General features: G+C 44.4%; 24 protein-coding genes. 2 read left to right on the plus strand and 22 right to left on the minus strand.

The window, feature by feature from the left end:
- Positions 1-28: 28 nt before the first annotated feature.
- From GZH47_RS32415 to GZH47_RS32475, 13 genes are all read right to left on the minus strand, one after another.
- A complete protein-coding gene (locus GZH47_RS32415) occupies positions 29-436 on the minus strand; it encodes a cupin domain-containing protein (RefSeq protein WP_162644981.1) in 408 nt (135 codons plus the stop codon).
- 294 nt (positions 437-730) lie between these two features.
- Positions 731-1,582, minus strand: coding sequence for an aldo/keto reductase (locus tag GZH47_RS32420; protein ID WP_162644982.1), 852 nt, complete (start codon positions 1,580-1,582; stop codon positions 731-733).
- Between the two features lie 32 nt (positions 1,583-1,614).
- The gene (locus GZH47_RS32425) at positions 1,615-2,454 is read right to left on the minus strand and encodes an SDR family oxidoreductase (RefSeq protein ID WP_162644983.1); all 840 of its coding nucleotides are present in this window, start codon (positions 2,452-2,454) and stop codon (positions 1,615-1,617) included.
- Between the two features lie 25 nt (positions 2,455-2,479).
- Positions 2,480-3,925: an MDR family MFS transporter gene (locus tag GZH47_RS32430; protein ID WP_162644984.1), complete on the minus strand. Its 1,446-nt coding sequence runs from the start codon at positions 3,923-3,925 to the stop codon at positions 2,480-2,482.
- A 16-nt stretch (positions 3,926-3,941) separates the two neighbouring features.
- Positions 3,942-4,529: an NAD(P)H-binding protein gene (locus GZH47_RS32435; protein WP_162645735.1), complete on the minus strand. Its 588-nt coding sequence runs from the start codon at positions 4,527-4,529 to the stop codon at positions 3,942-3,944.
- 55 nt (positions 4,530-4,584) lie between these two features.
- Positions 4,585-5,637 carry an AraC family transcriptional regulator gene (locus tag GZH47_RS32440; protein WP_162645736.1) on the minus strand — a complete coding sequence of 351 codons (1,053 nt, stop codon included), beginning with the start codon at positions 5,635-5,637 and terminating at the stop codon, positions 4,585-4,587.
- Positions 5,638-5,723: 86 nt separating this feature from the next.
- On the minus strand, positions 5,724-6,206 hold the full coding sequence (locus tag GZH47_RS32445) for a nuclear transport factor 2 family protein (RefSeq protein ID WP_162644985.1): 483 nt from the start codon (positions 6,204-6,206) through the stop codon (positions 5,724-5,726).
- A 253-nt stretch (positions 6,207-6,459) separates the two neighbouring features.
- Positions 6,460-7,305, minus strand: coding sequence for an aldo/keto reductase (locus tag GZH47_RS32450; RefSeq protein ID WP_162645737.1), 846 nt, complete (start codon positions 7,303-7,305; stop codon positions 6,460-6,462).
- 198 nt (positions 7,306-7,503) lie between these two features.
- A complete protein-coding gene (locus GZH47_RS32455; protein ID WP_162644986.1) occupies positions 7,504-7,872 on the minus strand; it encodes a nuclear transport factor 2 family protein in 369 nt (122 codons plus the stop codon).
- Between the two features lie 81 nt (positions 7,873-7,953).
- Positions 7,954-8,934: an aldo/keto reductase gene (locus GZH47_RS32460; protein WP_162644987.1), complete on the minus strand. Its 981-nt coding sequence runs from the start codon at positions 8,932-8,934 to the stop codon at positions 7,954-7,956.
- 81 nt (positions 8,935-9,015) lie between these two features.
- The gene (locus GZH47_RS32465) at positions 9,016-9,858 is read right to left on the minus strand and encodes an SDR family oxidoreductase (protein WP_162644988.1); all 843 of its coding nucleotides are present in this window, start codon (positions 9,856-9,858) and stop codon (positions 9,016-9,018) included.
- A 13-nt stretch (positions 9,859-9,871) separates the two neighbouring features.
- Positions 9,872-10,630, minus strand: coding sequence for a carboxymuconolactone decarboxylase family protein (locus GZH47_RS32470; RefSeq protein ID WP_162644989.1), 759 nt, complete (start codon positions 10,628-10,630; stop codon positions 9,872-9,874).
- A gap of 21 nt (positions 10,631-10,651) precedes the next feature.
- Positions 10,652-11,710, minus strand: a complete 1,059-nt coding sequence (locus tag GZH47_RS32475; protein WP_162644990.1) for an NAD(P)-dependent alcohol dehydrogenase — start codon at positions 11,708-11,710, stop codon at positions 10,652-10,654.
- A 298-nt stretch (positions 11,711-12,008) separates the two neighbouring features.
- Between GZH47_RS32475 and GZH47_RS32480 the strand changes: the two genes are divergently transcribed.
- Entirely contained in the window at positions 12,009-12,557 is a 549-nt protein-coding gene (locus GZH47_RS32480) for a TetR/AcrR family transcriptional regulator (RefSeq protein WP_162644991.1), read from the plus strand.
- Between the two features lie 92 nt (positions 12,558-12,649).
- Here GZH47_RS32480 and GZH47_RS32485 read toward each other — a convergent pair whose 3' ends face one another.
- From GZH47_RS32485 to GZH47_RS32515, 7 genes are all read right to left on the minus strand, one after another.
- Positions 12,650-13,036, minus strand: coding sequence for a MerR family transcriptional regulator (locus tag GZH47_RS32485; protein ID WP_162645758.1), 387 nt, complete (start codon positions 13,034-13,036; stop codon positions 12,650-12,652).
- A 49-nt stretch (positions 13,037-13,085) separates the two neighbouring features.
- Positions 13,086-14,078: an aldo/keto reductase gene (locus tag GZH47_RS32490; RefSeq protein ID WP_162645738.1), complete on the minus strand. Its 993-nt coding sequence runs from the start codon at positions 14,076-14,078 to the stop codon at positions 13,086-13,088.
- A 321-nt stretch (positions 14,079-14,399) separates the two neighbouring features.
- The gene (locus GZH47_RS32495; protein WP_162645739.1) at positions 14,400-15,875 is read right to left on the minus strand and encodes a hypothetical protein; all 1,476 of its coding nucleotides are present in this window, start codon (positions 15,873-15,875) and stop codon (positions 14,400-14,402) included.
- Positions 15,872-16,783 (minus strand): ATP-binding protein, encoded by a 912-nt coding sequence (locus tag GZH47_RS32500; RefSeq protein WP_225446628.1) that lies wholly within the window; start codon positions 16,781-16,783, stop codon positions 15,872-15,874. Before GZH47_RS32500 ends, GZH47_RS32495 begins: the two co-directional genes overlap by 4 nt.
- A gap of 560 nt (positions 16,784-17,343) precedes the next feature.
- On the minus strand, positions 17,344-18,027 hold the full coding sequence (locus GZH47_RS32505; RefSeq protein WP_162645740.1) for a hypothetical protein: 684 nt from the start codon (positions 18,025-18,027) through the stop codon (positions 17,344-17,346).
- A 408-nt stretch (positions 18,028-18,435) separates the two neighbouring features.
- Positions 18,436-18,816, minus strand: a complete 381-nt coding sequence (locus tag GZH47_RS32510; protein WP_162645741.1) for a hypothetical protein — start codon at positions 18,814-18,816, stop codon at positions 18,436-18,438.
- Between the two features lie 863 nt (positions 18,817-19,679).
- On the minus strand, positions 19,680-19,928 hold the full coding sequence (locus GZH47_RS32515) for a helix-turn-helix domain-containing protein (RefSeq protein WP_162645742.1): 249 nt from the start codon (positions 19,926-19,928) through the stop codon (positions 19,680-19,682).
- Between the two features lie 136 nt (positions 19,929-20,064).
- Between GZH47_RS32515 and GZH47_RS34330 the strand changes: the two genes are divergently transcribed.
- Positions 20,065-20,469, plus strand: coding sequence for a DGQHR domain-containing protein (locus GZH47_RS34330; RefSeq protein ID WP_225446629.1), 405 nt, complete (start codon positions 20,065-20,067; stop codon positions 20,467-20,469).
- 622 nt (positions 20,470-21,091) lie between these two features.
- Here the strand turns inward: GZH47_RS34330 and GZH47_RS32525 are convergent.
- Together GZH47_RS32525 and GZH47_RS32530 are read right to left on the minus strand one after the other, a co-directional pair.
- Positions 21,092-22,828: a UvrD-helicase domain-containing protein gene (locus GZH47_RS32525; RefSeq protein WP_162645743.1), complete on the minus strand. Its 1,737-nt coding sequence runs from the start codon at positions 22,826-22,828 to the stop codon at positions 21,092-21,094.
- A gap of 14 nt (positions 22,829-22,842) precedes the next feature.
- Entirely contained in the window at positions 22,843-24,627 is a 1,785-nt protein-coding gene (locus GZH47_RS32530; protein WP_162644998.1) for an ATP-dependent nuclease, read from the minus strand.
- Between the last annotated feature and the right edge of the window lie 99 nt (positions 24,628-24,726).

Genomic DNA, 24,726 nt, shown 5'->3' on the forward strand with positions numbered 1-24,726 from the left:
ATGGCTGCCGTTACTTGGCATTTATCACTTAAAGTTTGTTATATTCTTCGTCTGATACAGGCTCGAGCCATTCCGGCCTACCCGCCGTAATAGCAATATGCTCGAACCAGCTGTCTTTTGAGGCGCCGTGCCAGTGCTTTACCCCATCATGTGTAACAACTACATCGCCGGCCTTTAGAAACTGAGCAGGCTTGCCCTCTTCCTGATACCAGCCTTCGCCGCCTGTTACCAAAAGGAGCTGAAAACCGTTTCGATGGATATGCCAGTTGTTACGGCAACCCGGTTCAAAGGTCACGTTTCCGACGCCTACATTAACGTTCTGATCAGCAACCAGCGTTTTCAAATAGCTTTGTCCCACAAAGTATTGCGCAAAGGCTTCATTTTTCTCCCCCACCGGGAAAATGACGCCGTTTTTAACTTCTTCATGTTTTGCCACTTTTGGTTCCTCCTCTTTACTTTAATTTTCCGCCAAACACCGGGAATAATCTGTGCTCTAACATATGTTCTTAAAATAAAAAACCGCGATCTACGTGGTCGTTAATGGATAAATGTTCTTGTCCAGTAGCGACATGAACGTGCTTAAAAATGCGACGTGAACATACTTGAATTACTGTTCCATCTCATGAATTGAATATACATTAGCATGAAAAAAACAGGTCAGGGAATCCGTGATTCCCCAACCCTAGACTGGTATGTTTGCCGCAATTATTGCGAGTTAAAATTAGAAACCTTAAAGATCTAGCTTACGGTCAGCAAGCCATTGAATGGTTTCCGGTCGATTAGCCTGTGGATACAGACTTTGATTCGTATCCAACGTTGCAATCTTCTCAAATTCCTCTTGCGTTAACTCAAAGTCGAAAATACTGATATTTTCAATGATTCTTTCTTTGCGAACCGATTTCGGAATCGCCACAACTCCCCTTTGCGTCATCCATCGCAAAATCACTTGAGCAACCGTTTTTTGATGCCTTTCTGCGATGGACTGCAATACATCGTTCTGAAAGACATTGTGCTTTCCTTGCACTAATGGTCCCCAGGACTCCATTTGAACATGATGCTCTCTCATGAATTTAGCGTATTCATGCTGCTGGTAAAAAGGATGAACTTCTACCTGGTTTACAGCAGGAGTTACGTCATTATGAATGATCAGATCGACGAGGCGATCGGCCGTGAAGTTGCTGACGCCAATGGCTCTGATCTTGCCTTCGCGGTACATCTCTTCCATCGCCCGCCAAGAGCCATAAACGTCTCCTATGGGTTGATGGATCAGATACAAATCCAAATAATCGAGCTGCAGTTTGGCAAGCGATTTTTCCAATGCCCTTTTCGTTTGCTCATAACCGCTATCTTGGATCCAAAGCTTCGTCGTAATGAACAGCTCGTCTCTGGGTACGCCGCTGCGTTTAACGGCATTGCCAACCGCGACTTCATTTTGATAAGAAGCCGCCGTATCGATCAGTCGATAGCCTGCAGTAATGGCATCGACAGCACATTGCTCGCATTCCTCCGCGTCCGGAATCTGAAAGACGCCAAAGCCCAGAACGGGCATCTCCACCCCATTATTTAAAGTGACCTTTTGCATGCCGATTCCTCCTTATGTTTGCGAATGAAAGCTCAATCAAAATTCGTATTATCAGACACTTCGCGCCAGGATTCGTACTCGGTCAGACGCTGCTGATAATGCTGAATGACAGCATCTACCATGCCTTTGCCCGCTAGCCAGCGGAAAGGCGGATTCGTATCATCTGCGACCCTCATGAGTGCCTTTGCGAGCTTATCTGGATCACCGAATTGTTCACCTGCAAAGTAGAAGTCATGCATCGAATCTCTCTGGGCCGAATAGTCGTCGATTTGGAGTTCGGAAAATTTGGCCGACGTCTGTTTATTGGTAAAGTCCGTGCGGAATGGGCCGGGTTCCACGAGCATGACCTTAATGCCGAAATGCTGCAACTCGGCCTTCAGTCCCTCGGCCCACCCTTCCAATGCGAACTTGGAGGCACTGTATACCGCCCCCCCCGGAATCGACATCAGCCCCATCATGGAGCTGAACACCATGACGGTTCCCGAACCTTGCTTGCGCATGACCGGAAGCACAGTTCGGGTCAGTCTCATTGTCCCGAAAACATTGGTTTCCATTTGTTGTCGGAGTTGCTCTTCTGTAATTTCCTCAAAGTAACCGAGTTGACCATATCCGGCGTTGTTGACAAGTACGTCGATACACCCGAATTTCTCTTGAGCCGCTTGAACAGAAGCATGCACTTGCTCTTCATTGGTGATATCCAGCTTCGTGATGATCAGATTCGGAGAGGTGCCGAGGGCTGCTTCCATTCCCTCCGTATTTCTGGCTGCGGCAACGACTTTGAACCCCTGAGCCAAGGCTTCCTTCGCGATTGCCGCACCAATGCCTTTATTGGCACCCGTAATCATCCAGACTTGTTCGCTTGTGTTTACCATGTTTTATCTCCCCTCAAGAATAAAATCAATGAGTTGGCTTTGCTTCTACCGCATGATTGATAACGACTCGCCGGATAAAGAGCGAAACCACAAGGCCAACCACCGCTACGATCAACGTGAACCAGAATACGTGTTCAGACCCCGTGGCCATAGCGTTTGCGATTTCAGCAGGCTGCGAAGGAGCAGTTGAATGTCGTAGGTAGCGCTCCGTGCCGCTTGAAAGAATACTGATGGAGACAGCTGTCGCAATGGCACCCGTAACTTGCTGCACGGTATTCATGACCGCGGTGCCATGGGCATACAAGTGCGGCGGCAATTGATTGAGGCCATTTGTTTGTGCGGGAACCCAAATCATCGCCAAGCCGATCATCATGACCATGTGCAGTGTGATAATAAAGGCCACAGTAGAAGCTAATGATATGTTCGTGAAGAACCATAGAGTAACGGCGGCAATGACTAATCCAGGGATCACCAGCCGTCTTGGACCGAATTTATCGAACAATTGGCCCATGCGATTCGATAGAATCCCATTCAGCAAGCTGCCGGGCAACAGCATAAGTCCCGTGGTTAACGTAGTGAGTCCTTTGCCATTCTGCAGAAATAGTGGCAGAATAATCGCCAGAGACATGGCCATCAGCATGCTCGATACAACCATCACCACGCTCATGACGTACATGGGATGCTTGAATACTCCCATGTTCAAGAGGGGATCGCGCATCCGGATCTGCCTGACGATGAATAACACCAGAGCAACAAGACCGACGGCGACGGATGCGATTACAGCCGGATGCGTCCAGCCTCCCGTATCTTCCCCGGCCTTACTGAAGCCGTAGACGATGCCCCCGAATCCGATGGTCGACATGATGATTGAAGCCAGATCAAACCGCGGCTTCGAAACCTCCGTAATATTCTCCAGGTTTTTAAGCCCCACGAACAAACCGATGATCAGAAACGGAAGAGACAGCCAGAAAATATAATGCCACGACAAATATTGAATCAAAATTCCCGCGATCGTAGGCCCCGTGGTTGGCGCGCACATAATCACCAGCCCGACAAGTCCCATTGCCGCTCCTCTTCTCTCCGTGGGATAGATGAGAAGGATGGTATGAAACATAAGCGGTAGAAGCAGCCCCATACCGAATGCCTGCAGCACGCGGGCCGCCAGCAGCATTTCAAAGTTGACGGAAATGGCAGCAGCAAATGTCCCTACGATCAAGCTGATCAGCGATGCGGTGAACAGCTGTTTCGTCGTAAAACGTTGGAGCAGTAAACCGCTCATCGGCATTAAGATACCAAGAACCAGCAAGTATACGGTCGTCAGCCATTGTGCGGTTGCCGCCGATATCTGAAATACATGCATCAAGTTGCTAAGGGCGATATTGAGCGATGTTTCGCTGAACATGCCGATGAAGCTGCACATGAGCAGTGAAAACATAATCGCCCGTGTGTTGTATGGTTTCGTCTTCTCCATCCTTATCTCTAACTCCTTATTTTGAATTACTGATCCCCACGCTGCTCTGGACTTCAAGTCCAGGCGTAGTCGCCAATTTCACGATGAAGTCGGCAACGCTTTTGCGGGAAACTTCCCTCCCTTTGAAGGGTTCTCCTTTATGCGTGGTGTTGTATTCCACTTCGTTTTTGTTTGTAAACCATCCCGGCCTTATGATCGTGTAAGTAAGGTCAGAAGCTTCTATGATCTCCGCTGACTTTCGATAAGGATCCAGAATGGGACTATACATCTGTCCTGGAACTTCCCCGTAAATGCCCATAGAACTGATGAAAATAAGCCGCATGACGCCCGTTTCATTCATCGTCTCCACAATGGTACGCGCCATTCTTTCCAAGTCACCGTCCAGATTGGCATATACCACATCCTGACCTTCCATCGCATGTTTCAGTGTTTCCTTATCCAGTACATCGCCTTCCACAACACGGACGCGGCTGCCGTCCATCTTCTCAAGTCGACCTGCGTTCCGCAAATAAAGAGTCAACTCTACATCCGTGTCATTTAAAAAGCGTTCAATGGCATGGCGAGCGATACTCCCGTTAGCGCCTAAAATCAGCACCTTGTTCACAACCAATCCTCCTTCGATTATCGTCCTTGCAGACGTTATAGATCGATGCGATTCCTTAATGAAGTTTCGGTGCACGTGAAGCATCTTCGCTGGACTCGGTAAACCCAAATTGTTCGGCTCGCCAGTTAGAGGGCGTATCGCCTTCCCAATGCCGGAAAGCCCGAAAAAATGAATTCTGGTCTTCGTAGCCCAGCAAGAAGGCCACTTCCTTCAGATCAAGCAGCGGATCTGAGAGGTACTCCAATGCTTTTTCGCGCCGCGCATCTGACAACAATTGTTTAAAGTTCGTGCCCTCGTCGGTCAGCCGGCGCTGCAAGGTACGGTCGCTCATCCCAAGCTCACTGGCAATGAGCCCAATATCGGGACGTCCTGCGGCCAGACTTTGCTTCATGATCCATTTCACCGTTTCTGTTGTAGAAATGGTGCGCTGCTTTTCTTCAAGGGACCGGTCAAGCACAGGCGTGAGTATGGCAAGCAGTTCTTCGTTGTACGTGATAAATGGACGATCAAGATCAGTTCGCTTAAGGATCAATCTGGTCCGTTCCGATCCCACCCGGACACGACAGCCGAAGAATGCTTCCAATGCCTGAACATTTCCTTCAGGGCGGGACAGTTCAACCGCGTGTGCCATCAATGCCTTCCCTGTTCCGCGGCGCCCCAGTTCCATAAGCGAGGCTAAAGTTACGCCGATGAGCATGGGTGGTTCAGGATGCTCGGAATAGAGCCATACCAGCTCGACCGTACAGAACTCACCTTGTTCGGCCATATGAATGCGCTCGGGCGAACACAACTGTTTGTATCGAGCCATACGACTTAGTGCATCCCGGTAGTCACGCGCATGATACGGTGCCATTACGCTCGGCGGCAGCTGGGATGTCTCGAAGCTGCTTGAGAGTTGAACGATTCCTGCTGCAGGATCCGGTAGCAGTTCGGAGAAAGCCTGCCAAAGCGCAAAGTATTGCGCAGTACTTACGATCGCTTGGTCGTTCACGATGGTAAGCGGGAGATCAGCTTTACGAACCACATCTTGGGGCGTTATGTCGAGGTGACGCAGACCAAGCCAAAATCCTTTCGGTACTTTAATTCGGTCAAGTGAATGAGTCGTCATGCTTCGTTTCCTCCTTTCCGTAAGCGATAGGATAAAAATGAATGAAGCCGTCAACTCTAAAGACAGCTTCATTCACCGGCGACTTCTCATGTATTGATTTCCTGACGGTCTTGCCATGCAAAGGTCGAGGTTCGCTTTGCGATTAACCAATGTCCATCTTCAAAAACATACTCGTCCTCATAGTGTACGCCGCTCTTGTTGTTGATCTTCTTGCCGTCCACTGTAGCAATAAGGTCAACCAGGCAATAAAGCGTCCCTTTGGCTGTATTTCCGCTGATCGACACGTTGTGCTGGCCATTGAAATGATAAACGATATCGAAATTTTTCAAGAAGCTTTCAAATGCAGTTCCGATTTCGTCCGTTCCCCGCAAGCTTGAGACCACATTACCGTCAACAATAGAGTCAACGGTTGCGTCCGCGGTGAAAAGCGTGGTCTGCTTTTGCGTATCTTTCTGATCAGCCAGTATTGAAAACGTGTCTACAAGCTCTCTTAAGGCTCTTACGTGTTCGAGTTCAACGATTCTGTCATATAGTCGGGATTGTGATTCCTGCTCATTTGTATGAGTCATTCTATTTCCTCCTTGTGTAATCTTGTTTACGTGTTGCTTAGCCATCCTCGCTCCAAGTGTTATTCAGCTCAACGACAATCATTTTACCCCTTTGAGACTCTTATTTGACTAGCGATACACGCCAAGGTTCTAGCCTGACATGCCAAATTGATGCTGACGCTTATGATTTCAAACCGAGCGATTTTATATGTTGGGCGAGCTTGACTTGAAAAAGAAACTGGCGGAAGCGCCGACAGTTTCTTTTGGTTAAGAATCAAAATTTATAGCTGCTTAGGGATTTCACAATCTCCGGGTCGTTATGGGACAGGAACAAGCTTTTGTTCGAATCCAGCGTTTGGATCTTATCCATATCCTCTTGACTTAAAGAAAAGTCGAAGATGTTGAAGTTCTCGATAATCCGCTCTTTATGAACGGACTTGGGGATAGCCACTACCCCTCTTTGTATCAACCAGCGGAGCACAACCTGAGCAACGGATTTGTTGTACTTCCCGGCGATGGAGAGCAGCACTTCATTTTGGAAAAGATTATTGCGCCCTTCCGCAAATGGACCCCAGGATTCAATCTGTACCTTGTTCTCCAGCATGAATTGGGCACCCTCAATTTGCTGGCAGAACGGATGGGTTTCAACCTGGTTGACGGCCGGTGTCACTTCATTATGAATAATCAGATCGGTTAGGCGGTCTAGCTGAAAATTGCTGACGCCGATGGCTCTGATCTTTCCTTCTCGATAAAGCTCTTCCATTGCTCGCCAAGAACCATACACATCGCCGAACGGCTGATGAATCAAGTACAAATCCAGATAATCCAGTTGCAGATTGGCCAGGGAGTTTTCAAATGCTTTCTTTGTCCGTTCATACCCGGTGTCTTGAATCCAAAGCTTGGTTGTTACAAAAAGCTCCTCTCTCGCCACTCCGCTCCGCTTTATGGCACGGCCAACCGCTTCCTCATTCCGGTATGCAGCTGCAGTATCGATCAACCGATAGCCCGTTAGAAGCGCGTCATAGACGCTTTGCTCACATTGCTGACCGTCCGGAATTTGGTACACGCCAAAGCCTAGAATCGGCATCTCCACGCCATTATTTAAGATTACGTGCTGCATAGCAGTACCTCCAGTGTGATTTCTATTAAAGTGCTCGTTCAACGTTGGAGTCCCTCTATCCGAAGGAGGATCAAGTGCTTACTCCGTTCAGCGTTGAACAACCTGACATTACTATCCTACATAAATCCTAACCCACAGTAACTGGCGCTACACGCCAAAATACATGCATGATATGCCACGTTCTTTTCCTTCAAAGAATTAGTTACTACTGGCAACCGAATGTATTGGAATCCAATCATATCCCCGTTTTTCAAAATGCATCTCTATCTTCATAGGCCAAGTGCTTCTAAATCCATTAATTCTGGCATCAATTTTGGTGTCGCACAGGAGAACGGCGGTATTGCCGTCTATGGTGATGGTTGTGGTCTGAGGCATAGTTTTAAAATATTTCATTTGTTCATTTTCTATTTGGTTAAGCCATTCTGCCTTACGTTGATGATACCCTGTCATGTGTACGAGTACATAATCATCATCCAGTATGCGAGCCAATGATTCCGTATCTTTGTTTATCATAGCAGCATCAATTTGTTGAAAAACCGCGAGGATCTTTTGCTTGTCCTCATTCATATTGCGCCCCCCTTTCAATCCGGGTGAGATATCTTGCTCAAGCCCTGGCGGATCTTGCCTGTCCGTAAACGATTTCCCCTATTACTGAGCTCCCACTATTGGATGCGGAACATACGGCTCTTCCAGGAATGAAATTTCCTCCGAGGTTAGTTTTACGGATAGAGCACCCACTGACTCCTCAAGCTGCTTCATTTTCGTTACACCTACGATTGGAGCCGCTACCTGCTCCTTCTGCAGCACCCAGGCAAGGGCAATATGACTGCGGGGAACGCTTCGCTTGTCAGCCACTTCCGCCACTCGTTCAACGATCAACCGGTCTTTATCAGCCGTCGCATCGTACTTAGCTTTTTGAACAACATCGGTTTCGAATCGAGGCGTGGTTTCCGACCAATCGCGGATCAATCTACCCGATGCAAGCGGGCTGTAAGGCGTTACCGCGATTTTTTGGTCCTTACATAGCGGCATCATCTCTCTCTCTTCTTCGCGGTAGATGAGATTCAGATGATTTTGCATGGAAACAAAACGCGTCCAGCCATTCTTCTCGGCTACGTGCAAAGCCTTTTGAAATTGCCATGCATACATGGCGGAAGCACCGATATAGCGGGCCTTGCCTGACTTCACTACATCGTGCATGGCTTCCATCGTTTCTTCGATGGGCGTCATATAGTCCCAACGGTGGATAATGTAAAGATCCACATAGTCGGTCCCAAGTCTCTTTAGGCTTTTATCGATTTCGCTCATAATCGCCTTCCGGGATAACCCCGCACTATTGGGACCCTGATGCATACGCCCCCAGACCTTCGTCGCTAGGACAATCTCATCGCGATTCGCATATTCCTTTAAAGCGCGTCCGACAATCTCTTCACTGGTGCCGCCGGCATAAATGTTCGCGGTATCGAAGAAGTTGATCCCGAGGTCAAGCGCTCTTTTTATAATTGTGCGGCTGCTCTCCTCATTCAGTACCCATTGATGCCCCCCTGGCTGTACTTCTCCAAAGCTCATGCAGCCAAGACAAATCCTCGAAACATCCATGCCTGTATTCCCCAGCTTAACGTAATCCATACGATATCCTCTCCCATATAAATAGATTTAGGAACTTGAACCCGATTCATGCTCCGCGCGTAAAGCCCGTTAATTCCGTCGCTATTCCCCTGCTGGAAAGTCCGTAGAAGCTGCCAATTCGGTCTGTTTCTCGTAATCGGCAATCCGTGCTTTTAACGTCGAAATCGTATTTGCCAAGGCTTGAGAGCCAAGCACCATTCGCAGTGGCGCTGGTTCTTTGTCGACACTTTCAATGATGCGGGCAGCCATTCGCGCAGGATCACCTGGAGCAAGACCGTTGGAAGCGTCCAGCATGCTCAAAAACCCATGTGCCGGGTTACCTTCGTATTCCGGCATCAGATTCGCTACCCGTGCGCTTCCATATCGGAACTCGGTACGGGCTCCGCCCGGCTCAACAATGGTGACTCCGATGTTAAACGGGGCGACCTCTTGTGCTACCGATTCGCAGAAGCCCTCAATGCCGAACTTCGTCGCATGGTACATGGAGTTGCCCGGGAATGCCACTTGTCCGCCATAGGAAGAAAGCTGAATAATGCGGCCGCCGCCTTGGCCCCGCAAATGCGGCAGCGCCGAACGAATGAGCTGAATGGATCCCGTAAGATTAGTTGCAATGATGTGATCCACCTGGGTATCCGTAAGCTCCTCGGCGGCGCCAAAAAGTCCATAGCCTGCGTTGCTCACAATGACGTCGATCCGGCCGAATTTCTCAAAGGACTGGTCAACAAGCTGATGGATGGCCGGGACATCGGTCACGTCCAGAACTTCGCAAGTGAACGTCTCCGGATGCTTCTCGATGAGATCTTTGACCTTGCTTTTATCGCGGACCGTGCCGATGACGTTGTCGCCCTTCTCCAACAGCTGCTTGGTCAGTTCATACCCAAAGCCGCTGCTTACGCCCGTGATCAGCCAAGTAAGATTATTCATGGTAACGTCCTCCTTATTCCGATTTCGCTGCCGCTTCATTCACGCACCGCAGCGCATTCAAACTGCGCGGATAACCAATGAAGGGAAGGCATTGCGAGATCACCTTAATGAGAAATAACTTATCGTTCCCGAGACGCATATTGGCGGCGGCATGGCTGGTCAGCTGCGGTTCACAACCGCCTTGGGCGAGCAGAAAGCAAAAGGTAATCATCTCTCTCTGCTTGTAGTCCAAGCCTTTCCGGGTATAGTAATCCCCAAAGCAGTTATCCGCCAGCCAGCGATTGATGTGCCTGCTTTCTTCCGGTCCTGATTGCCAAAAGTCCCTCATGCTTTCTCCAAAGATGTCCACCTGCGCCAGAATCCCTGCCTCCAAACGATTTTCCGTTGTTGTCGTTGCTTGGCTCGGCAAAGGGAGTTCAATCCCTTGTGAAACCAGAATTTCATTGACGGCATGCAGATAAGGAAATACCCGTCCAATGCCGAGATAAGGTACGGACTGATAAACGATTTCCTTTGCTTCCACGGGCGTTACGCCGAAATTGAGCGCTGCCGGGAGCATTGCACTGAACTCATCAATCCCTTGACAGCCGATTAATACGGACAATATGGCCATCATGCGCGTACGGTCGTCCAAATCGTCCTGATTGACGACTTCATCAAATGCAAAATTATCGAAGCGCTCAATAAACTCCAGATCGGTCTCCAAGAACTTGGATTCGTAACCCGGAAACATTTTATCATGATAGCGTTGGGCTGCTTCCGTAACTTTCATCGTTCTCCTCCTTTGGATTGGTTACAGCGTAGCCATATCGATGACAAACCGATACCGCACATCACTGTTCAAGACGCGTTCGTATGCTTCGTCAACCTGGTCGGCCCGGATCACTTCGATCATAGGAGCGATCCCGTTCTCCGCCGAAAAGTCCAGCATCTCTTGAGTTTCTCGGATACCCCCAACGTTGGATGCCGTAATGATCCGACGCCCGGCAAATAAGGAAAAGACATTATACTGCTCCGGCTTGTTCGGCAGACCGAGATGAACGAGGGCCCCGTCCACCTTTAGAATGGAGAGCAAGGCATCCACATTGATATTGGCAGACACGGTGTTTAAAATCAGGTCATATTGACCTGCCTGTTCCGTAAACGTTACTGGATCCGTGGTTACATAATATTGACTGGCGCCGAAGCCAAAGGCTTCGTCCTTTTTGTTCGGACTATGACTCAGCACCGTAACTTCCGCCCCCATCTTATGGGCGAACTGAACAGCCATGTGGCCCAGGCCTCCCATTCCCAGCACGGCAACTTTCTTTCCAGGCCCGGCGTTCCAATGCTTCAATGGAGAGTAAGTGGTTATACCGGCACACAGCAGCGGGCTCGCCACGTCCATTGCCAAACCGTCCGGAATCCGGACAACAAACCTGTCTTTGACCACGATTTTTTGGCTGTATCCGCCGTAGGTCAGTTCTCCGTCGTAATCCATGGAGTTGAATACAACAACGACGCCTTTTCGGCAAAATTGCTCCTCGCCGCTGCGGCAGAATTCACATTCACCGCAGGAGTCAACAAAGCAACCGACGCCAACCCGATCACCTACAGCGAACTTCGTTACCTCACGGCCTACAGCAGCGACAACCCCTGCAATTTCATGACCGGGTACCATCGGAAAAACGCCGCGGCCAAAATCATTATGCGCGTTATGAATATCCGAATGGCAGATGCCGCAATATTGAATATCGATCAAGACGTCGTCTGGCCGCAATTCTCTCCGTTCAATGGTCGTTCGTTCAAAGGGTGCTTTCGCACCTGGAACACTTAATGCACGAACCGTTACGCTCTGATGAAGTTCACACATGGAATAAACAATCCTTTCGATTATGAATGTTTGATCGTGATCTGACTGGTGCTTACTCAGGTTTATATATCCCTAAGATTTGTCGATCTTCCAAATGGAGATCTAGTGTAGTGTATCTTCTGGAGCTAACTCCAAGTCAAGAAACCTAAAAATGATACTTGATACATTAATGAACTTATGTTTAAAATTATAAGCAAATACAATAGACCTACAATGGTTAGATCCATTCGGTTTGTTAAGTTATGAACAAAGGGAGCTAAATTGTCTAACTATGATCCATTAAACGAGGTGTCCCACTATGGTTAAAGTCGATCGAAGAATAAAAAAAACCCAAGATGCCTTAAAAAATGCCGTACTAGAACTGATGGCTGAAAAGAGCTTTGACGACATTACGATTCAAGACCTGACTGACCGCGCCAACGTCAGTCGGGGCACGATTTACCTTCACTACCTGGATAAGTATGACCTGCTCGACAAGCTGATTGAATCGCATATAAACGAACTCGGGGAACGATGCAAGGCTGCAGCTGATCTGGATTTCGCAGACGGATCACTCATCTGGACCAAATATTTCGAAGAGAACTACCCCTTCTTCTCGATGATGTTGGCAAGTAAAGGAGCCCCTTACTTTCGCAGCCGGTTCCTCGATTTTTTGATTGATGAGTTTAAAGATGAAATAGACGTAACCAAAGGGAAAAACAAGGGGCTCAACGAGGATATGCTTATCCGATTTGTGGCTTCTGCTTATGTAGGGGTGGTGGAATGGTGGTTTATGAATGAAAGACCAATTTCGCATCAAGCATTAGCAGAACAATTAGGGGATTTGTTGGAGAGGAATTGCGGTTGAAATTATAATATTGATATCTCTAACTTAGGGGGTTGCTTAAAGATCATATAAAAAAGGTTCCGTTCATGTAAACGGAACCTTACCAGAGAAAATTAATCATTCTTGTGTAATGTTTTTTCTTTCAACACAATCGTTTGTTCATAGCGAGCAATTTTATCATTGAGACGTATGAAGGTGTTTGTCATTTCTTCGACTTTGACCGCAAGCCGGTCACGCTGCTCGATAAGTAGTTCTTTGCGGGTGACGAGCGTATCGTCTCCCTGTTGAAAAAGTGCCACATACTCGATCAATGCTTCGACTGGAAGCCCTGCACTCTGCCTCATACACTTAATGAAATCAACCCATTTGAGATCCTCCTCGGTATACTCCCGGTTGCCGCTTCTGTTTCGGTTAACGGGCGGAATTAATCCGATGCGTTCATAATAACGAAGCGTATCTTGGGATAACCCAAATCTCTCACTTACTTCCGCAATCGTCATCGCCATACCGCCGTTCCCCTCCTTATCCATGTCTATACATCGTTCAAGGTCATGAACGTGCTTTTATAGCACCCACGACAGGATGTGGCACATAAGGTTCTTCAAGTGATGCGATTTCTTCCGTAGTCAGCTTGACGGATAGTGCTGGTACCGCTTCTTCAAGCTGAGACAAACCCGTCACGCCGATGATCGGTGATGTAACGATCTCCTTCTGCAACATCCAAGCGAGCGCGACCTGAACGCGAGGAACACCGTGCAGAGCAGCGATGGACGCAACACGTTCCGCGATCGGCCGATCGGCCGTCATCATCGCATCATACTTCCATTTCTGCGCCTGATCGGTTTCGGATCGGGCAGTACTTTCTACTGGGTCGCGTAATAATCTTCCGGATGCCAGCGGGCTGTAAGGAATCACACCGATCTTCTCTTCTTTGCAAAGCGGGAGCATCTCCCGTTCTTCTTCGCGGTACTGAAGGTTATAATGGTTTTGCATCGAGATGAACCGGGTCCAGCCATGTAGATCTGCAACATGCAGAGCTTTGAGGAACTGCCAAGCGAACATCGCGGAAGCGCCTATGTATCTTGCTTTCCCTGCCTTAACGACATCATGCAAAGCTTCCATCGTTTCTTCGATGGGCGTGTCATAGTCCCAGCGGTGAATTTGGTACAGATCCACATAGTCGGTTCCAAGTCGCTTCAGGCTTTTATCAATTTCGCTTAAGATGGCCTTACGAGATAGGCCTGCGCCGTTAGGTCCATCTTGCATGCGGAAATGAACCTTTGTTGCAATGACAACCTCATCCCGATTCGCGTAGTCCTTTAAAGCCCGGCCTACGATTTCCTCACTCGCACCAGTCGAATACACATTTGCCGTATCGAAAAAATTGATGCCATGATCAAGGGCCCTCCTGATGATCGGACGGCTGTGTTCCTCGTCTAGAATCCATGGATGCGTCCATCGGCTTACATCGCCGAAGCTCATACAGCCAAGACAAAGCCTGGATACGTCCAAGCCGGTATTCCCCAATTTCACGTACTCCATATCATCATTCCTTTCTCAAATGGGTGCCCATACATACCGCGATATTATCCCATATGGAGTTAACTCCAAGTCAAGCATATGCGTGGAATAAATTATATGGGCCGGTCTTGTCATACATCTACGCGGCGGCATGCAGCCCGCAAATCAAATTCACGATTCGCCTGGCGACGACGATCCAACTATGGTCGGTATGAAAAGCCTATTCAGGGACATGAAAATGTGAAAAATCTACGTATCAGCCAGCGCCCCGTCACTCTACAGATCAGCAAAATAAGTGCATTCCTAATGTTAAAGGAGACCATAATAAACCATGGTCTCCTTCTAAACAGAATGGAATGGGCACCGATATTCTTTATTTTTGTTGGGGTTCTCATCTTCCCACATATGGAGTTCTATTTGATCACCTTTTTGTGAAAATGCGAATAGCGGCATACCTTCATATTTGAATTGATTTCTAAAGTAAAAATAAACGTGTCCTTTTTTCTTATATCTTTTTTTATCAGCGAACTCAAGCCAATTATAGAAGTGGTTCATCAGTAGCCTGTATAAAAAATGATTAATAAGCCATATTGTCGCTGTCAAACTTTTATATCGTCTATTTCCGTCATTATATTTTAAGCTACCATCCCATGCGAGTCTGAGATTGGTAAATACTGAGACGTCAATGTTAGATATCGTATCGATACCAGTATTCTCAGTCGATCTGCGTTTACGATAGTAATTCGTAGCAATGTCCGAATGGTATCTTAGTCCCTCTATACATACTCTCCAATTCAAATAAGCATAAGCGTAGGGGCAAATAATTTTGTAATTCTCACGTAACAACTCTTTAAGGCATTTTTCGTGGCCTTTCAAAATAGTTTTTCGAATCCGGTTACACAACGCATTATAGGTGGCAACTGTGCTCTTATATATTTCATTAGCAATTTTATTATCTATTCCTTCCGTCGTCCACAGATCACCGTCATAGTATGCCTTTCTATATTCTTCTTGTCTGTTGCCTTGTTGAAGTAAATTTTCATTAGAAACAATTACTTTATGCTCAATCTTTTCGGTTTTTAATAAGGTCGGATCTAAACGACTTAAATAAGCCTCAAGGAATCTTGGATGTTCCTCTACATCGTTGTAGTGAACAAATTCCATCTCTTTTAACGTGGTTATATCGTTCTCGCTTAGTTGTAATAATTTCTGTAATGGCTGAAAAACAATGTTCGGCTTATGATTTCTCCAAACAATATGATAGTCTGGCTTATTAAAAAGTTCAGTTCCACACTGACAACGAAAAGCACTAAAAGGATCATTAATCATATATTTAAAAGACTTCTTACACGTCGGACATGAATTGTATAATTTGGCATGCGGATGAAACGGACAACTGTGAATGAACTTAAGTTGATGGAAAATACTATGGTAACCACTTCGCATACAATAGCGGCAATAAGCTAAATCACTCCGTAATAGCTCTTCTATGAGAACCCTCTTTTGAACAAAGTCAAGGATCTCGCTGGTATGTGCTTTAACAGGAACCTTTAATATTTTTAAGATTATATCTTCACTTAATCGTCCCATGGTATGGACGTTAGCATTGACATAAAATAGTGATAAATGCTTTACAGATCGAAGTTCATCGGTTCCAAATGTTCTGAGAAATTCTTTGGATGTTATGTTGTTCGCGTATTTAAATTTCTCAAACACTCCCCATGGTGATTCGTATTCCTTCACCCATAAAGGATTCCAGGTATAGTTGGTTTCCTGATTGGCCGGTCCAGGTAGCAGAATGATGTTAGCAGCTTTCATTCCTCTACACCTTGATTTACTTCGGCCTTAATATAACCAGAGTTTTTTATTGCATTGTTCCATTGTAGCCTATTGATTTGATTTAGATCTTCTCCATTTCTACCATAACGCCTAAGCACATAATCCACGGTTAATGTGAAGTATTGCATTGGAATTTCCGCTTTTTGAAATAACCCAGCCTCGGTTCGTGCTGAGCAAAAGCAATCGAACAGATCTGCAGCGCAATCTTCCAACCGAAATCCACGAGCAAAGGCATCAGGTAAGAAGTAACGTGTGAATGACCATCCGCTCCCTTCAGGATAATCAGAATATTGATCATATCCAGCCAGGCAAGTTTGAGCATCATCAACATTCTTGACTCCTGAAAAACGATAATCATCAATCATAAAACGACCAATTAGTTGGAATTTTTTTGCTTGTTGAAAGGCGCTTCTTTGATGAATTAATTCCTTTTGCCCTACTAAAATTACCGTGAGACTGATACCCAAACTATCGAGTTCGTTATTGATATCCATTAACCAGCCGTACTGGATATCCGCTAATCTTTGTGCATCGTCTAAGAAAAAAACCAATCTGTGCTGTCCTGATGACTCTACATTTTCTTTTAAATATTTTGTTAGCCTCTCGCGCTTCTGGGAGGCTTTCCCCGAAGAAGGATATGCATGATTGATGTCCTTCAATATATCTTCAAAAAACACATTCTCGTTAATCACTTTGTATTGCCTGCATTTTAAGCTATAGACAGGAATCCTCTGATCAAATTCAGCAGGTAAGACATGCATTAAGTATTTAATAGCTCTTGTTTTTCCAAGGCGAGGCCGGCCATAAACGATCCCTCCAGGAACACGGTTGTCTACCCATCTAACGATGGTCTCTTTTAATGACTCGATTTGATTGGTTTGAAGCAAGTAACGTCCAGTTTCAATCGGATGTGTTTTGGGTGGACAAATGGCCGGCCATCCACGGTTAATGTTTCTGCATCAGAACTAGAAAAACCCATTTTGAACGCCTCCTTAAAAGGTGATGGTCTTCAAGTTCTTATTGATACGCGTGATAGGTCGTGTTCTTGTTGCATCATCTTCTGATAAAACTTCATCAAGAGATGCGGAGGATTTTGAATCTTCTTCCTTAGTGCTCGATTTTTGACTTCTTCGTCTCTCTTCTGCGAGTTTGTTACGACTTGCCCTATTATTTACTGCGTGCGATTCAAGATAGCGATGATAACAATCTATAGGATTGTCTTCGGAAGTGAAAAATAATAGTTTGCGCTTTCGAAGTCTGTTGATTTCTTTACGCGTTTTGAGCGAATGGGGAACGATCCCCCACTTTCCAGTTGCCGTAAGTGCTCCAAACTCACTGCCATCCGGAAGAAATGCCTGGAGAACCCTTAGGTCATCTACATTTACAAGAATAGTTAGGGTTGTATCAATGAGATCAGGACTGCGTGAGAGAACCTCATTTCTATAATCTACACCTTCATAATGGATGAATGGACGACGTCCTCTTTTAAGTTACCGTTGACTTTGCGGGGTACTTTCATCGACAGGAAAACCACCTCCGCCCTTTGCTCTTCAGGCATTACCCGAGGAATAAGTCCACGTTCGATTCTTTGTTTTAACACTTCAAGAGGTGTAAAGTTGTTTATCCCCTCATTAACAGTTCCGTTATAGTCCGATATTAGTACATCTGTCAGCTCTTCTAGATGCTCAAATGAAATCGAATATTTGACAGCCTTTTTCTCGGCATCGCTTCTCCTTGGATCTTGTGGATTGCTGCCGGTCGTATTTATCATACGGTGATACCCGCATTCTTCTAACACACCAAAAAATCTTTCGATGTATCCCCTGCGAACCGGTACTGCAACAGGTCCAGCATTTGTTGAACAACCTATTATTTGTTCTAGGCGATCGGATACGAAATTTGATAAATTAGCTTTGCCATTGTCGTACAACATCTCATCCCACAGTGCCCATTGCATTTCAGGGATGCAATCACTCGGAAAGCCGCCCCGTTCATTGTAGCTTAAGCCAGGAATCGTAAGGGCCCTCTTCTCCCTCGGTACCACCGCGTTACGAATGCATTGCACTACATCATTACCTGAAAATTCCCGATTGGTACTCAGATGGTATCCAATGACCGCTACTGGCAACATCTAAAATGACAAGCAACCAAAGACGCTCAAGAACCCTTGTTATTTCATCTCCTTCAGGTGTCCGGAATGTAATTGAAAACATACCATCGATCCGATGGCCGTCGAATTGCACTCTTTCTAATGGACGGAGAATCGATAGATTGTGTTCTCTACCTATCCCCGTAGTTGTTGCGAGGGTAGCTGCCGCGTCTCCGTATCGACTAGCTGCTTTTGAAAAATGTCTATTATTTAGTTTATGAAGATAACGCTCTAATGAACGTTTGGCCAATGTTTCGGTAGTAAATGGGTACTGATTTTCAGTTAATCCAATTGCTCTACACTCATCCAAAAACTTTTTGTGGATATATTTTGCCTTCATTTTCGGGTCCGAGAACTGCTGCTTGTTAGTTTGGAAATGATGTTTTTCAATTAATTCAGCAAGTTGGGGAAATGTATCAAGAAGTTCGGTGAACCTCCCTGAGTGAGAGTTGTTCTCTTTCGATTTTCTTGTGTAGCCTTTAATCTTTTATTCGGTATCAACGCACGAAAGCCTAAAATCACGCCATTCTCGTCTCGGTTGTCGATGCAACGTAACACCAGCCGTCGTAGTGATTCAAAGTCAATCCCTGTTTCATACCTGATTTCTTTAATTGGTTGATTACCTAAGTACATTTCAACTGCTTTTTTTCTCTTTAAGTAAGTAGCCTTATCCTTGTCACTTAGATTATCAGTCAAAACGATTGGCCAGTTTTTAACATCCAGATCCTCAGGTACGTATTTCTCACTTTCAATGATCTTACGTCTCGCCATGTAACCACACCTCCAGAGATGGGCCAATTAAACATTCTTCAATGTTGGCATCTAAATGTCCGCTGTAGATCAGGTTACAAATTGACTCTAAAATTCGTTGAGGTTTTAAACTGTGTAAATCACGCTGAATTTCTCCGATGGTTAGTCTGCGATTTCGTACTAAACGGGTAATTTGAAATTGGTCGAGCTCTATAGGAACCAATCGATTCCGTGTATAAGAAATAATTTGTTTGAGGTTGGACAAAAGTAAGGCATTAGATCGGATCTTTGTATCCGTCATGATTTCATATGGTTTATTGTTAAGGAGACACCAATCTTCTTGTGCTCCTGTTTGTCTTATGGTTTTAATTGACTTAGGGTTCCTTGAATCGAAATCCACTCATATTTCACTTCAATGAATTTTTCCGTTCCATCTGAGTATAAAACCCACATATCAAAAACAGACTCTACAATCTCACTTTATGGGTATGCTTATTCTTAGTGGCTGCTCACAAAAAGAAACAATATTGGGGTTGGATTCGACTAAAATCCAATGGTCGTATTCCAAATCACTAAAAACTCAACTCTTCGTTTAATCTTGCGACTGGTTGCCTTCCAGTAGTTACTGCCGTATTTTGTGTTCCTCGGCATTTTTACCGGTGTGTACATCCGTATCACCCTATATTTTGAACGATAATTGCGACTTTTCAGATAATCAAGCGATTCGACAAAGGTTCTTATGAAACCCATGATTTGACGCAAAACAAAAGGCCGCCTTTCGGCGACCCTTCTTTGAAACTTATTCGAATATCTCTTTATAAATATTAATCATCTTGCGTATATTCTGGCTTTTTGCTTCATAAGTTTTGAAATAAAAATGTGGATCAGTTTAGTTTTATCCGTATCTTTCTCAATAGGATTATCACCGAAATAAAAAACTCTGAGGGGCTTACTTCCAGGGCACGGATCAACTTATCGAGAGTGTCCACAGAGATATTTCGGTCTCCCCGTTCGACCCCACCGATATATGTACTTTGTAACTGAGCGCGTTCACCAAGTTGTTCTTGTGTTAAGCCGCGTGACTTTCTAATTTGCCGGATTCGAGCTCCTATAAGCTCTGCGAGTTCCGCCACTCATACCACCACCTTAAATAAGCGTAAGTAGGTAAGCAGTATGAAGACAGACCATTATACTATAAATACCATTGTAAAAAGAACTTATAAGTTTTATATTGGGATCAATGAAAATTCATCATGGAGTGACTAACACATGGATCAAACCATACCCCAACAAGTTGTTATAGAAAATGTCATTCAAAGCAAAATGCGTGGTAAAGTTATTTATCAAAGCAATGTACCTGCATCTATAGCATTGAACCTTACCTTTGTAAAACCGTATGATAATGAATCCGGAAAAGGATATCAACGGCCAGTGGATCCTAAGCGATGTCACGATTTTGCTTTGTACTTGTCTAAAGGTGATGATGCTCTTTTTACACCGGTATTATTAAATGCTTGTTCGAATTGGGAGTTCGTTGCTTATGATAAGCAGCGTCCTAACTTTGGCCGGTTGTTTTGTAAGGGAAAGGCATCTCTGATGGACGGACAACATCGCCTTGGGGGTATTAAGCGGTATATCCAAGAAACGAATGCTGATATCATGGTTCCTTTTTAGCGTTTCATTCCCTGGACGAAGATGAAGAAATTCGGCTGTTCGATACGATTAACACCAAAGCAAAAGGGATTGGATCTTCCCTTAGTAAATACCTGAGGCGTGATTCTGATGAATTGAGTTGGGTTGCTACCGAGCTGCTTGTTCGTAAAGATAGCCCTTTTTACAATATTGGCAGCATTATCGGGAAAAGAGCAAAAGGTCGTCATATAACTTTGCAAAATCTCTATCGAACCCTCCATTTCTTATTTAAGAAGGACGACGTCGCATTGCTAACAAAGAAGAGAAGCTCAATATATCTTTGTTTTACTTTAACACCATAAAGGATACATTTTCCTATGAATGGCTTGATTATGGCGGTCACAGGCTCACTCACATCGTATGTCTTGATGCATTATCAATAGCTGCAGGTTCGATCCTTAATCATTTTTTCTCAAATGAGCAAAAGACCAAGGATTATTCTTCTTTTGCTCAATCGATTCAGAAACTTAGGAAGGTAGACTGGTCTACTACGGGTCATCTTCGATATTTAAAAGGTTTATCTGGGTCAAAGACACTTGCCAGTGAACTATCTGGATTAATGATTAACTAAAAAAGGACCCTATATGGGTTCCTTTTTTTTCGCTCACCGAAGTAACGGGCAGACATCGTTAATGGGTGTAATAATAAGAACATTTTGGCGAGCCCTTGTCACCGCTACTCTTAAATTTAAGCGTGCTTGATCTATCTCCTTTTTCGTAGATTCGTTTCGAACAATTTTCCCCTGATATAGACCTTCATAGACGATTACTTCGTCAAATTCCTTTCCTTTCGATTTGTGTATTGTCATTACATGAACTCCTCTCCAAACTTTTGAGGAGTTGGCAAAGTATTCTTGCAATAAAGCTGCTTTTATACTTTCTCCAGCACCACTATAATTTCCGTATAAGCGCCAAAGTGAAGCTAATCTTGATCTTAATTCCGATCCCCTGTGCAGCATTTTTAAATATTTGATATCTTTTCCGACCTGCTTAAGTTGATCCGAGGAGGCACCATCCAAAAGACTACAAACATTTTTCCAATCTTGACTGGGATCTCCTGTAAATTCAAGGCTGCAACAAGCATTTACTAAGTTGATGCAGTCTTGTAGTATCATTTGTCGCTTTGATCCACGTATCTTACCTGTCGTAATAAATTCTTGAAGGGCATTTGATATATCCAAGCTTTGTTTTGGTGCAGAAGCATCTCCGTTCCTTCCACGCATATGTTCACATAAATCAGCAATGAGTTGTGTATGCTCCACCCTAGAATTTGATCCAAGATCCAATAGATTTGAAACTAATACAGCAGCAAGTGACGGCGCAGCAGTTTCCAGTGCCAATTCATGGCTAACTCGGGGTAGTGATTTATTATTTGCGAAGATATGGTGTGTATCTAGACATAGGGAAACTTCGTGCATTAATCTTTTTGATGGGACCAGTATAGCAAGAGACCAATCATTTGTATGGTTTGCTATTAGTCTTTTCCGAGCCTTCAGTACCTCGACTTTTAAATCTAAATGAGGACTCAATCCTTGACGAAAAGGGTATAAGTTGACCTTAACTTGATTGTATTGTTTTCCAACATTCTTCCCGCTAATTAGATCATTTCCAAACTGAACAATATCGGTTCCATTACTTCGGTTATTCTCTGAACCAAAATCAAATTGTTGAGGGGAATAAATAAAAATAAAATCACTTATTCTAGAAGGATCCGCCCCTCTAAATTCATAAATTCGTTGTTCAGGATCCGCCAATGCAATTAGTGTACTAAGTTGTCCAACTGCTTGGATAAACTGCCATTCGTCAAAATTTGTGTCTTGGAACTCATCAAGTATTATAACCGGATAAGCATTGGAGATTACCTTCGATAACGCCTGGCTTTCGGTTAATAGTTGTGTTCCATACTTTGCAAACAAGTCAAAGTGTAGAATGCCTTCTTCCTCAAATAGTCTTTTTTTTTCTCCTTCTCTATCTCCAGAAAAATTTGCTAGTCTAGATGCAGCCTCATGAGGAGTAAGCAATTTAATAATTCGCCGCTTGTTAATTAAATAACCATGACTTCTTATCAACGACCATATAAATCCATGATATGTATTAACCTCTAGTTGGCTTTGTATGTTACTTGAAATAACAGATCTAACTTGTTCTTCAACTCTCGAAACAGTTGCTCTCGCAAAACTTAAGAAGAGAATCTTTTGTCCCTTTTCGATGACGTTATTAATTATTAATTGATTTGCTTTGAGTAATGCTATCGTCGTTTTGCCAGATCCAGGACCACCTAATACTAGCAAATGACCATTGGTTTGTAACAATCGCTTTTTATCTTCTGAGAGTTCGAACATACACTTCTCCTTACTTAATCCTCTGGGGGAACTTCTCTATCTGACCCGACTGAATCAGATCGTCCATCAACAATAGATTGAATACTGACAATGGTTTCAACCACAAAGCTCGGCATCTCACTTATTTCACATTGTCCTAAAAAGTCGGCAGTAACACCTGATGCTTTATTTTTAACAAAAAACTCTCTCATTACAGTTTTAAGCTGGCCTAGATCCATTTGGTCATTGGGTTCATTGGCTTTCATATGACTTAGCCACTCACCGTTTTCAACAAGTCCCTTAGCATACCTTAAAATCGCTTCTGGAGAGGAACCATTAATAATTACATCCTCGAATCCTTTTTCATTTGCTTCGAAAGGGAAATTAACTGCTTTCACGATGGCAGTCTTACTTTCCTCAGTTTGTTTATCAAAAACTGCAAACGTTATTTTATCAAGAGACTGTAAGTACTCGCCGAGTGGAGCCACTTGTGATTCAGCTTCTGCATTTAATATAGCGATTCCTAGTTCTTCAAAAGTCTTATATTCACCAAGCTCTTGAAGTCTTCGAGCTGCTGCGGGAAACGAGTCAAACTCGGTTCGACCTTCTGTAATCAGTACTCTTCGAGCTAGTAAAGCTTCACAAAATCTTCTCCGAAATTCCTCCCTATATTTCTTAGGTTTTATTGTAGGTGGATATTTCGCCGCAACACCTTTTAACTTTCCATTCACTCTGTTAATAACTAGAATTTCTGATGGGTCGAATTCTTCAAGGACGTATGGAGAATGAGATGTAAATATCGCTTGGGCAGATTTTCGACTAATACTATGAATTATTCTTTTCTGGGTATATGGCGGTATTGCTATTTCGGGTTCTTCCATTGCAAAGATGACATTTTGCTTTAGTTCGGCAATCATAGATAACAGTGCAAGTACTAATGTATTAATTGTCCCGGTACCTTGATGTTGAAATGGAGCTGCATATTCATTTCCGTCTTCCCTCTTAGCCCCAGTGCCCATAAAAACAGTTAAAATCCGACGCAAATTGGAGCGAGTCAAATCAGAAACTCGGAAATGAGGATTATTGGCCCAGTCGGATGGAACATATGTTCGAACCGTTTTCTGAACTGAAGTTAATATTTCTGATATTCCAAGTTCGGGATTTTCAGCAACCGGTAACTCCCTTAATTGGTTTAATATATCCTCCCACATTGGAAGATTTAATTCCTTTAGTCTTAGTATGATATCCAGCAGTGAACCTTTTTCAAGACTTAAAGCCCTTGAACCCGTACGAAGTGTTCTCAAATATAAAAACCCACACATTCTTTTATCCTTTGTGCCAAAAACATCAAAAGTACCATCATCTTTTTGTGGAGACAGATAGTAGGTTTTGCCGACGAAGTCATCTTCTTCTTGATCGTACGCTCCTGAAAAACCAACTCTAAGCGCGGGTAATACCTGTCTTTCATCTGTTGAACTAGCCGGTGGACCTTCGATTAAATTGTTCGTTGATGTGTTCCACCATTCAATATGATTCCTAAAATGCCTTGTCTGCTCGTCGCTTAAGCCCACTACAACAACTTCAATATGTATATCCCTTTCGGTACCTTCTTTATTTAAGTATTCCCCCGCATAAAAATCATGTTCGTCTAAGACAGGGTATTTTGATAATCGTTCAGGGCCAAGAACAAGATCAATTGATTCTAAGATAGTTGACTTTCCAATATTGTTATCGCCTACCAAAACACATCTTTCCGTTAGATAGAGTTCGCCTTCTTTGACCCCTCTAAAATTTTTCACCTTTAATCTCGCAATCCGCATTGACTCACCATCCGCCCACTAATGATAATGATTGAAGAAGGAATAATTTTCCCTGTATAATTCTTTCGGCATAATATTGTATTAACCTTTCCCTTTTCC

It is taken from the genome of Paenibacillus rhizovicinus (assembly GCF_010365285.1).
Lineage (GTDB): Bacteria > Bacillota > Bacilli > Paenibacillales > Paenibacillaceae > Paenibacillus_Z > Paenibacillus_Z rhizovicinus.

Excerpts from the sequence above, each read along its gene's own strand:
- GZH47_RS32420 (WP_162644982.1), bottom strand. The coding sequence starts at position 1,582 with ATGCAAAAGGTCACTTTAAATAATGGGGTGGAGATGCCCGTTCTGGGC.
- GZH47_RS32425 (WP_162644983.1), bottom strand. The coding sequence starts at position 2,454 with ATGGTAAACACAAGCGAACAAGTCTGGATGATTACGGGTGCCAATAAA.
- GZH47_RS32430 (WP_162644984.1), bottom strand. The coding sequence starts at position 3,925 with ATGGAGAAGACGAAACCATACAACACACGGGCGATTATGTTTTCACTG.
- GZH47_RS32440 (WP_162645736.1), bottom strand. The coding sequence starts at position 5,637 with ATGACGACTCATTCACTTGACCGAATTAAAGTACCGAAAGGATTTTGG.
- GZH47_RS32445 (WP_162644985.1), bottom strand. The coding sequence starts at position 6,206 with ATGACTCATACAAATGAGCAGGAATCACAATCCCGACTATATGACAGA.
- GZH47_RS32450 (WP_162645737.1), bottom strand. The coding sequence starts at position 7,305 with ATGCAGCACGTAATCTTAAATAATGGCGTGGAGATGCCGATTCTAGGC.
- GZH47_RS32455 (WP_162644986.1), bottom strand. The coding sequence starts at position 7,872 with ATGAATGAGGACAAGCAAAAGATCCTCGCGGTTTTTCAACAAATTGAT.
- GZH47_RS32460 (WP_162644987.1), bottom strand. The coding sequence starts at position 8,934 with ATGGATTACGTTAAGCTGGGGAATACAGGCATGGATGTTTCGAGGATT.
- GZH47_RS32465 (WP_162644988.1), bottom strand. The coding sequence starts at position 9,858 with ATGAATAATCTTACTTGGCTGATCACGGGCGTAAGCAGCGGCTTTGGG.
- GZH47_RS32470 (WP_162644989.1), bottom strand. The coding sequence starts at position 10,630 with ATGAAAGTTACGGAAGCAGCCCAACGCTATCATGATAAAATGTTTCCG.
- GZH47_RS32475 (WP_162644990.1), bottom strand. The coding sequence starts at position 11,710 with ATGTGTGAACTTCATCAGAGCGTAACGGTTCGTGCATTAAGTGTTCCA.
- GZH47_RS32480 (WP_162644991.1), top strand. The coding sequence starts at position 12,009 with ATGGTTAAAGTCGATCGAAGAATAAAAAAAACCCAAGATGCCTTAAAA.
- GZH47_RS32485 (WP_162645758.1), bottom strand. The coding sequence starts at position 13,036 with ATGACGATTGCGGAAGTAAGTGAGAGATTTGGGTTATCCCAAGATACG.
- GZH47_RS32490 (WP_162645738.1), bottom strand. The coding sequence starts at position 14,078 with ATGGAGTACGTGAAATTGGGGAATACCGGCTTGGACGTATCCAGGCTT.
- GZH47_RS32495 (WP_162645739.1), bottom strand. The coding sequence starts at position 15,875 with ATGAAAGCTGCTAACATCATTCTGCTACCTGGACCGGCCAATCAGGAA.
- GZH47_RS32505 (WP_162645740.1), bottom strand. The coding sequence starts at position 18,027 with ATGTTGCCAGTAGCGGTCATTGGATACCATCTGAGTACCAATCGGGAA.
- GZH47_RS32510 (WP_162645741.1), bottom strand. The coding sequence starts at position 18,816 with ATGGCGAGACGTAAGATCATTGAAAGTGAGAAATACGTACCTGAGGAT.
- GZH47_RS34330 (WP_225446629.1), top strand. The coding sequence starts at position 20,065 with ATGGATCAAACCATACCCCAACAAGTTGTTATAGAAAATGTCATTCAA.
- GZH47_RS32525 (WP_162645743.1), bottom strand. The coding sequence starts at position 22,828 with ATGTTCGAACTCTCAGAAGATAAAAAGCGATTGTTACAAACCAATGGT.
- GZH47_RS32530 (WP_162644998.1), bottom strand. The coding sequence starts at position 24,627 with ATGCGGATTGCGAGATTAAAGGTGAAAAATTTTAGAGGGGTCAAAGAA.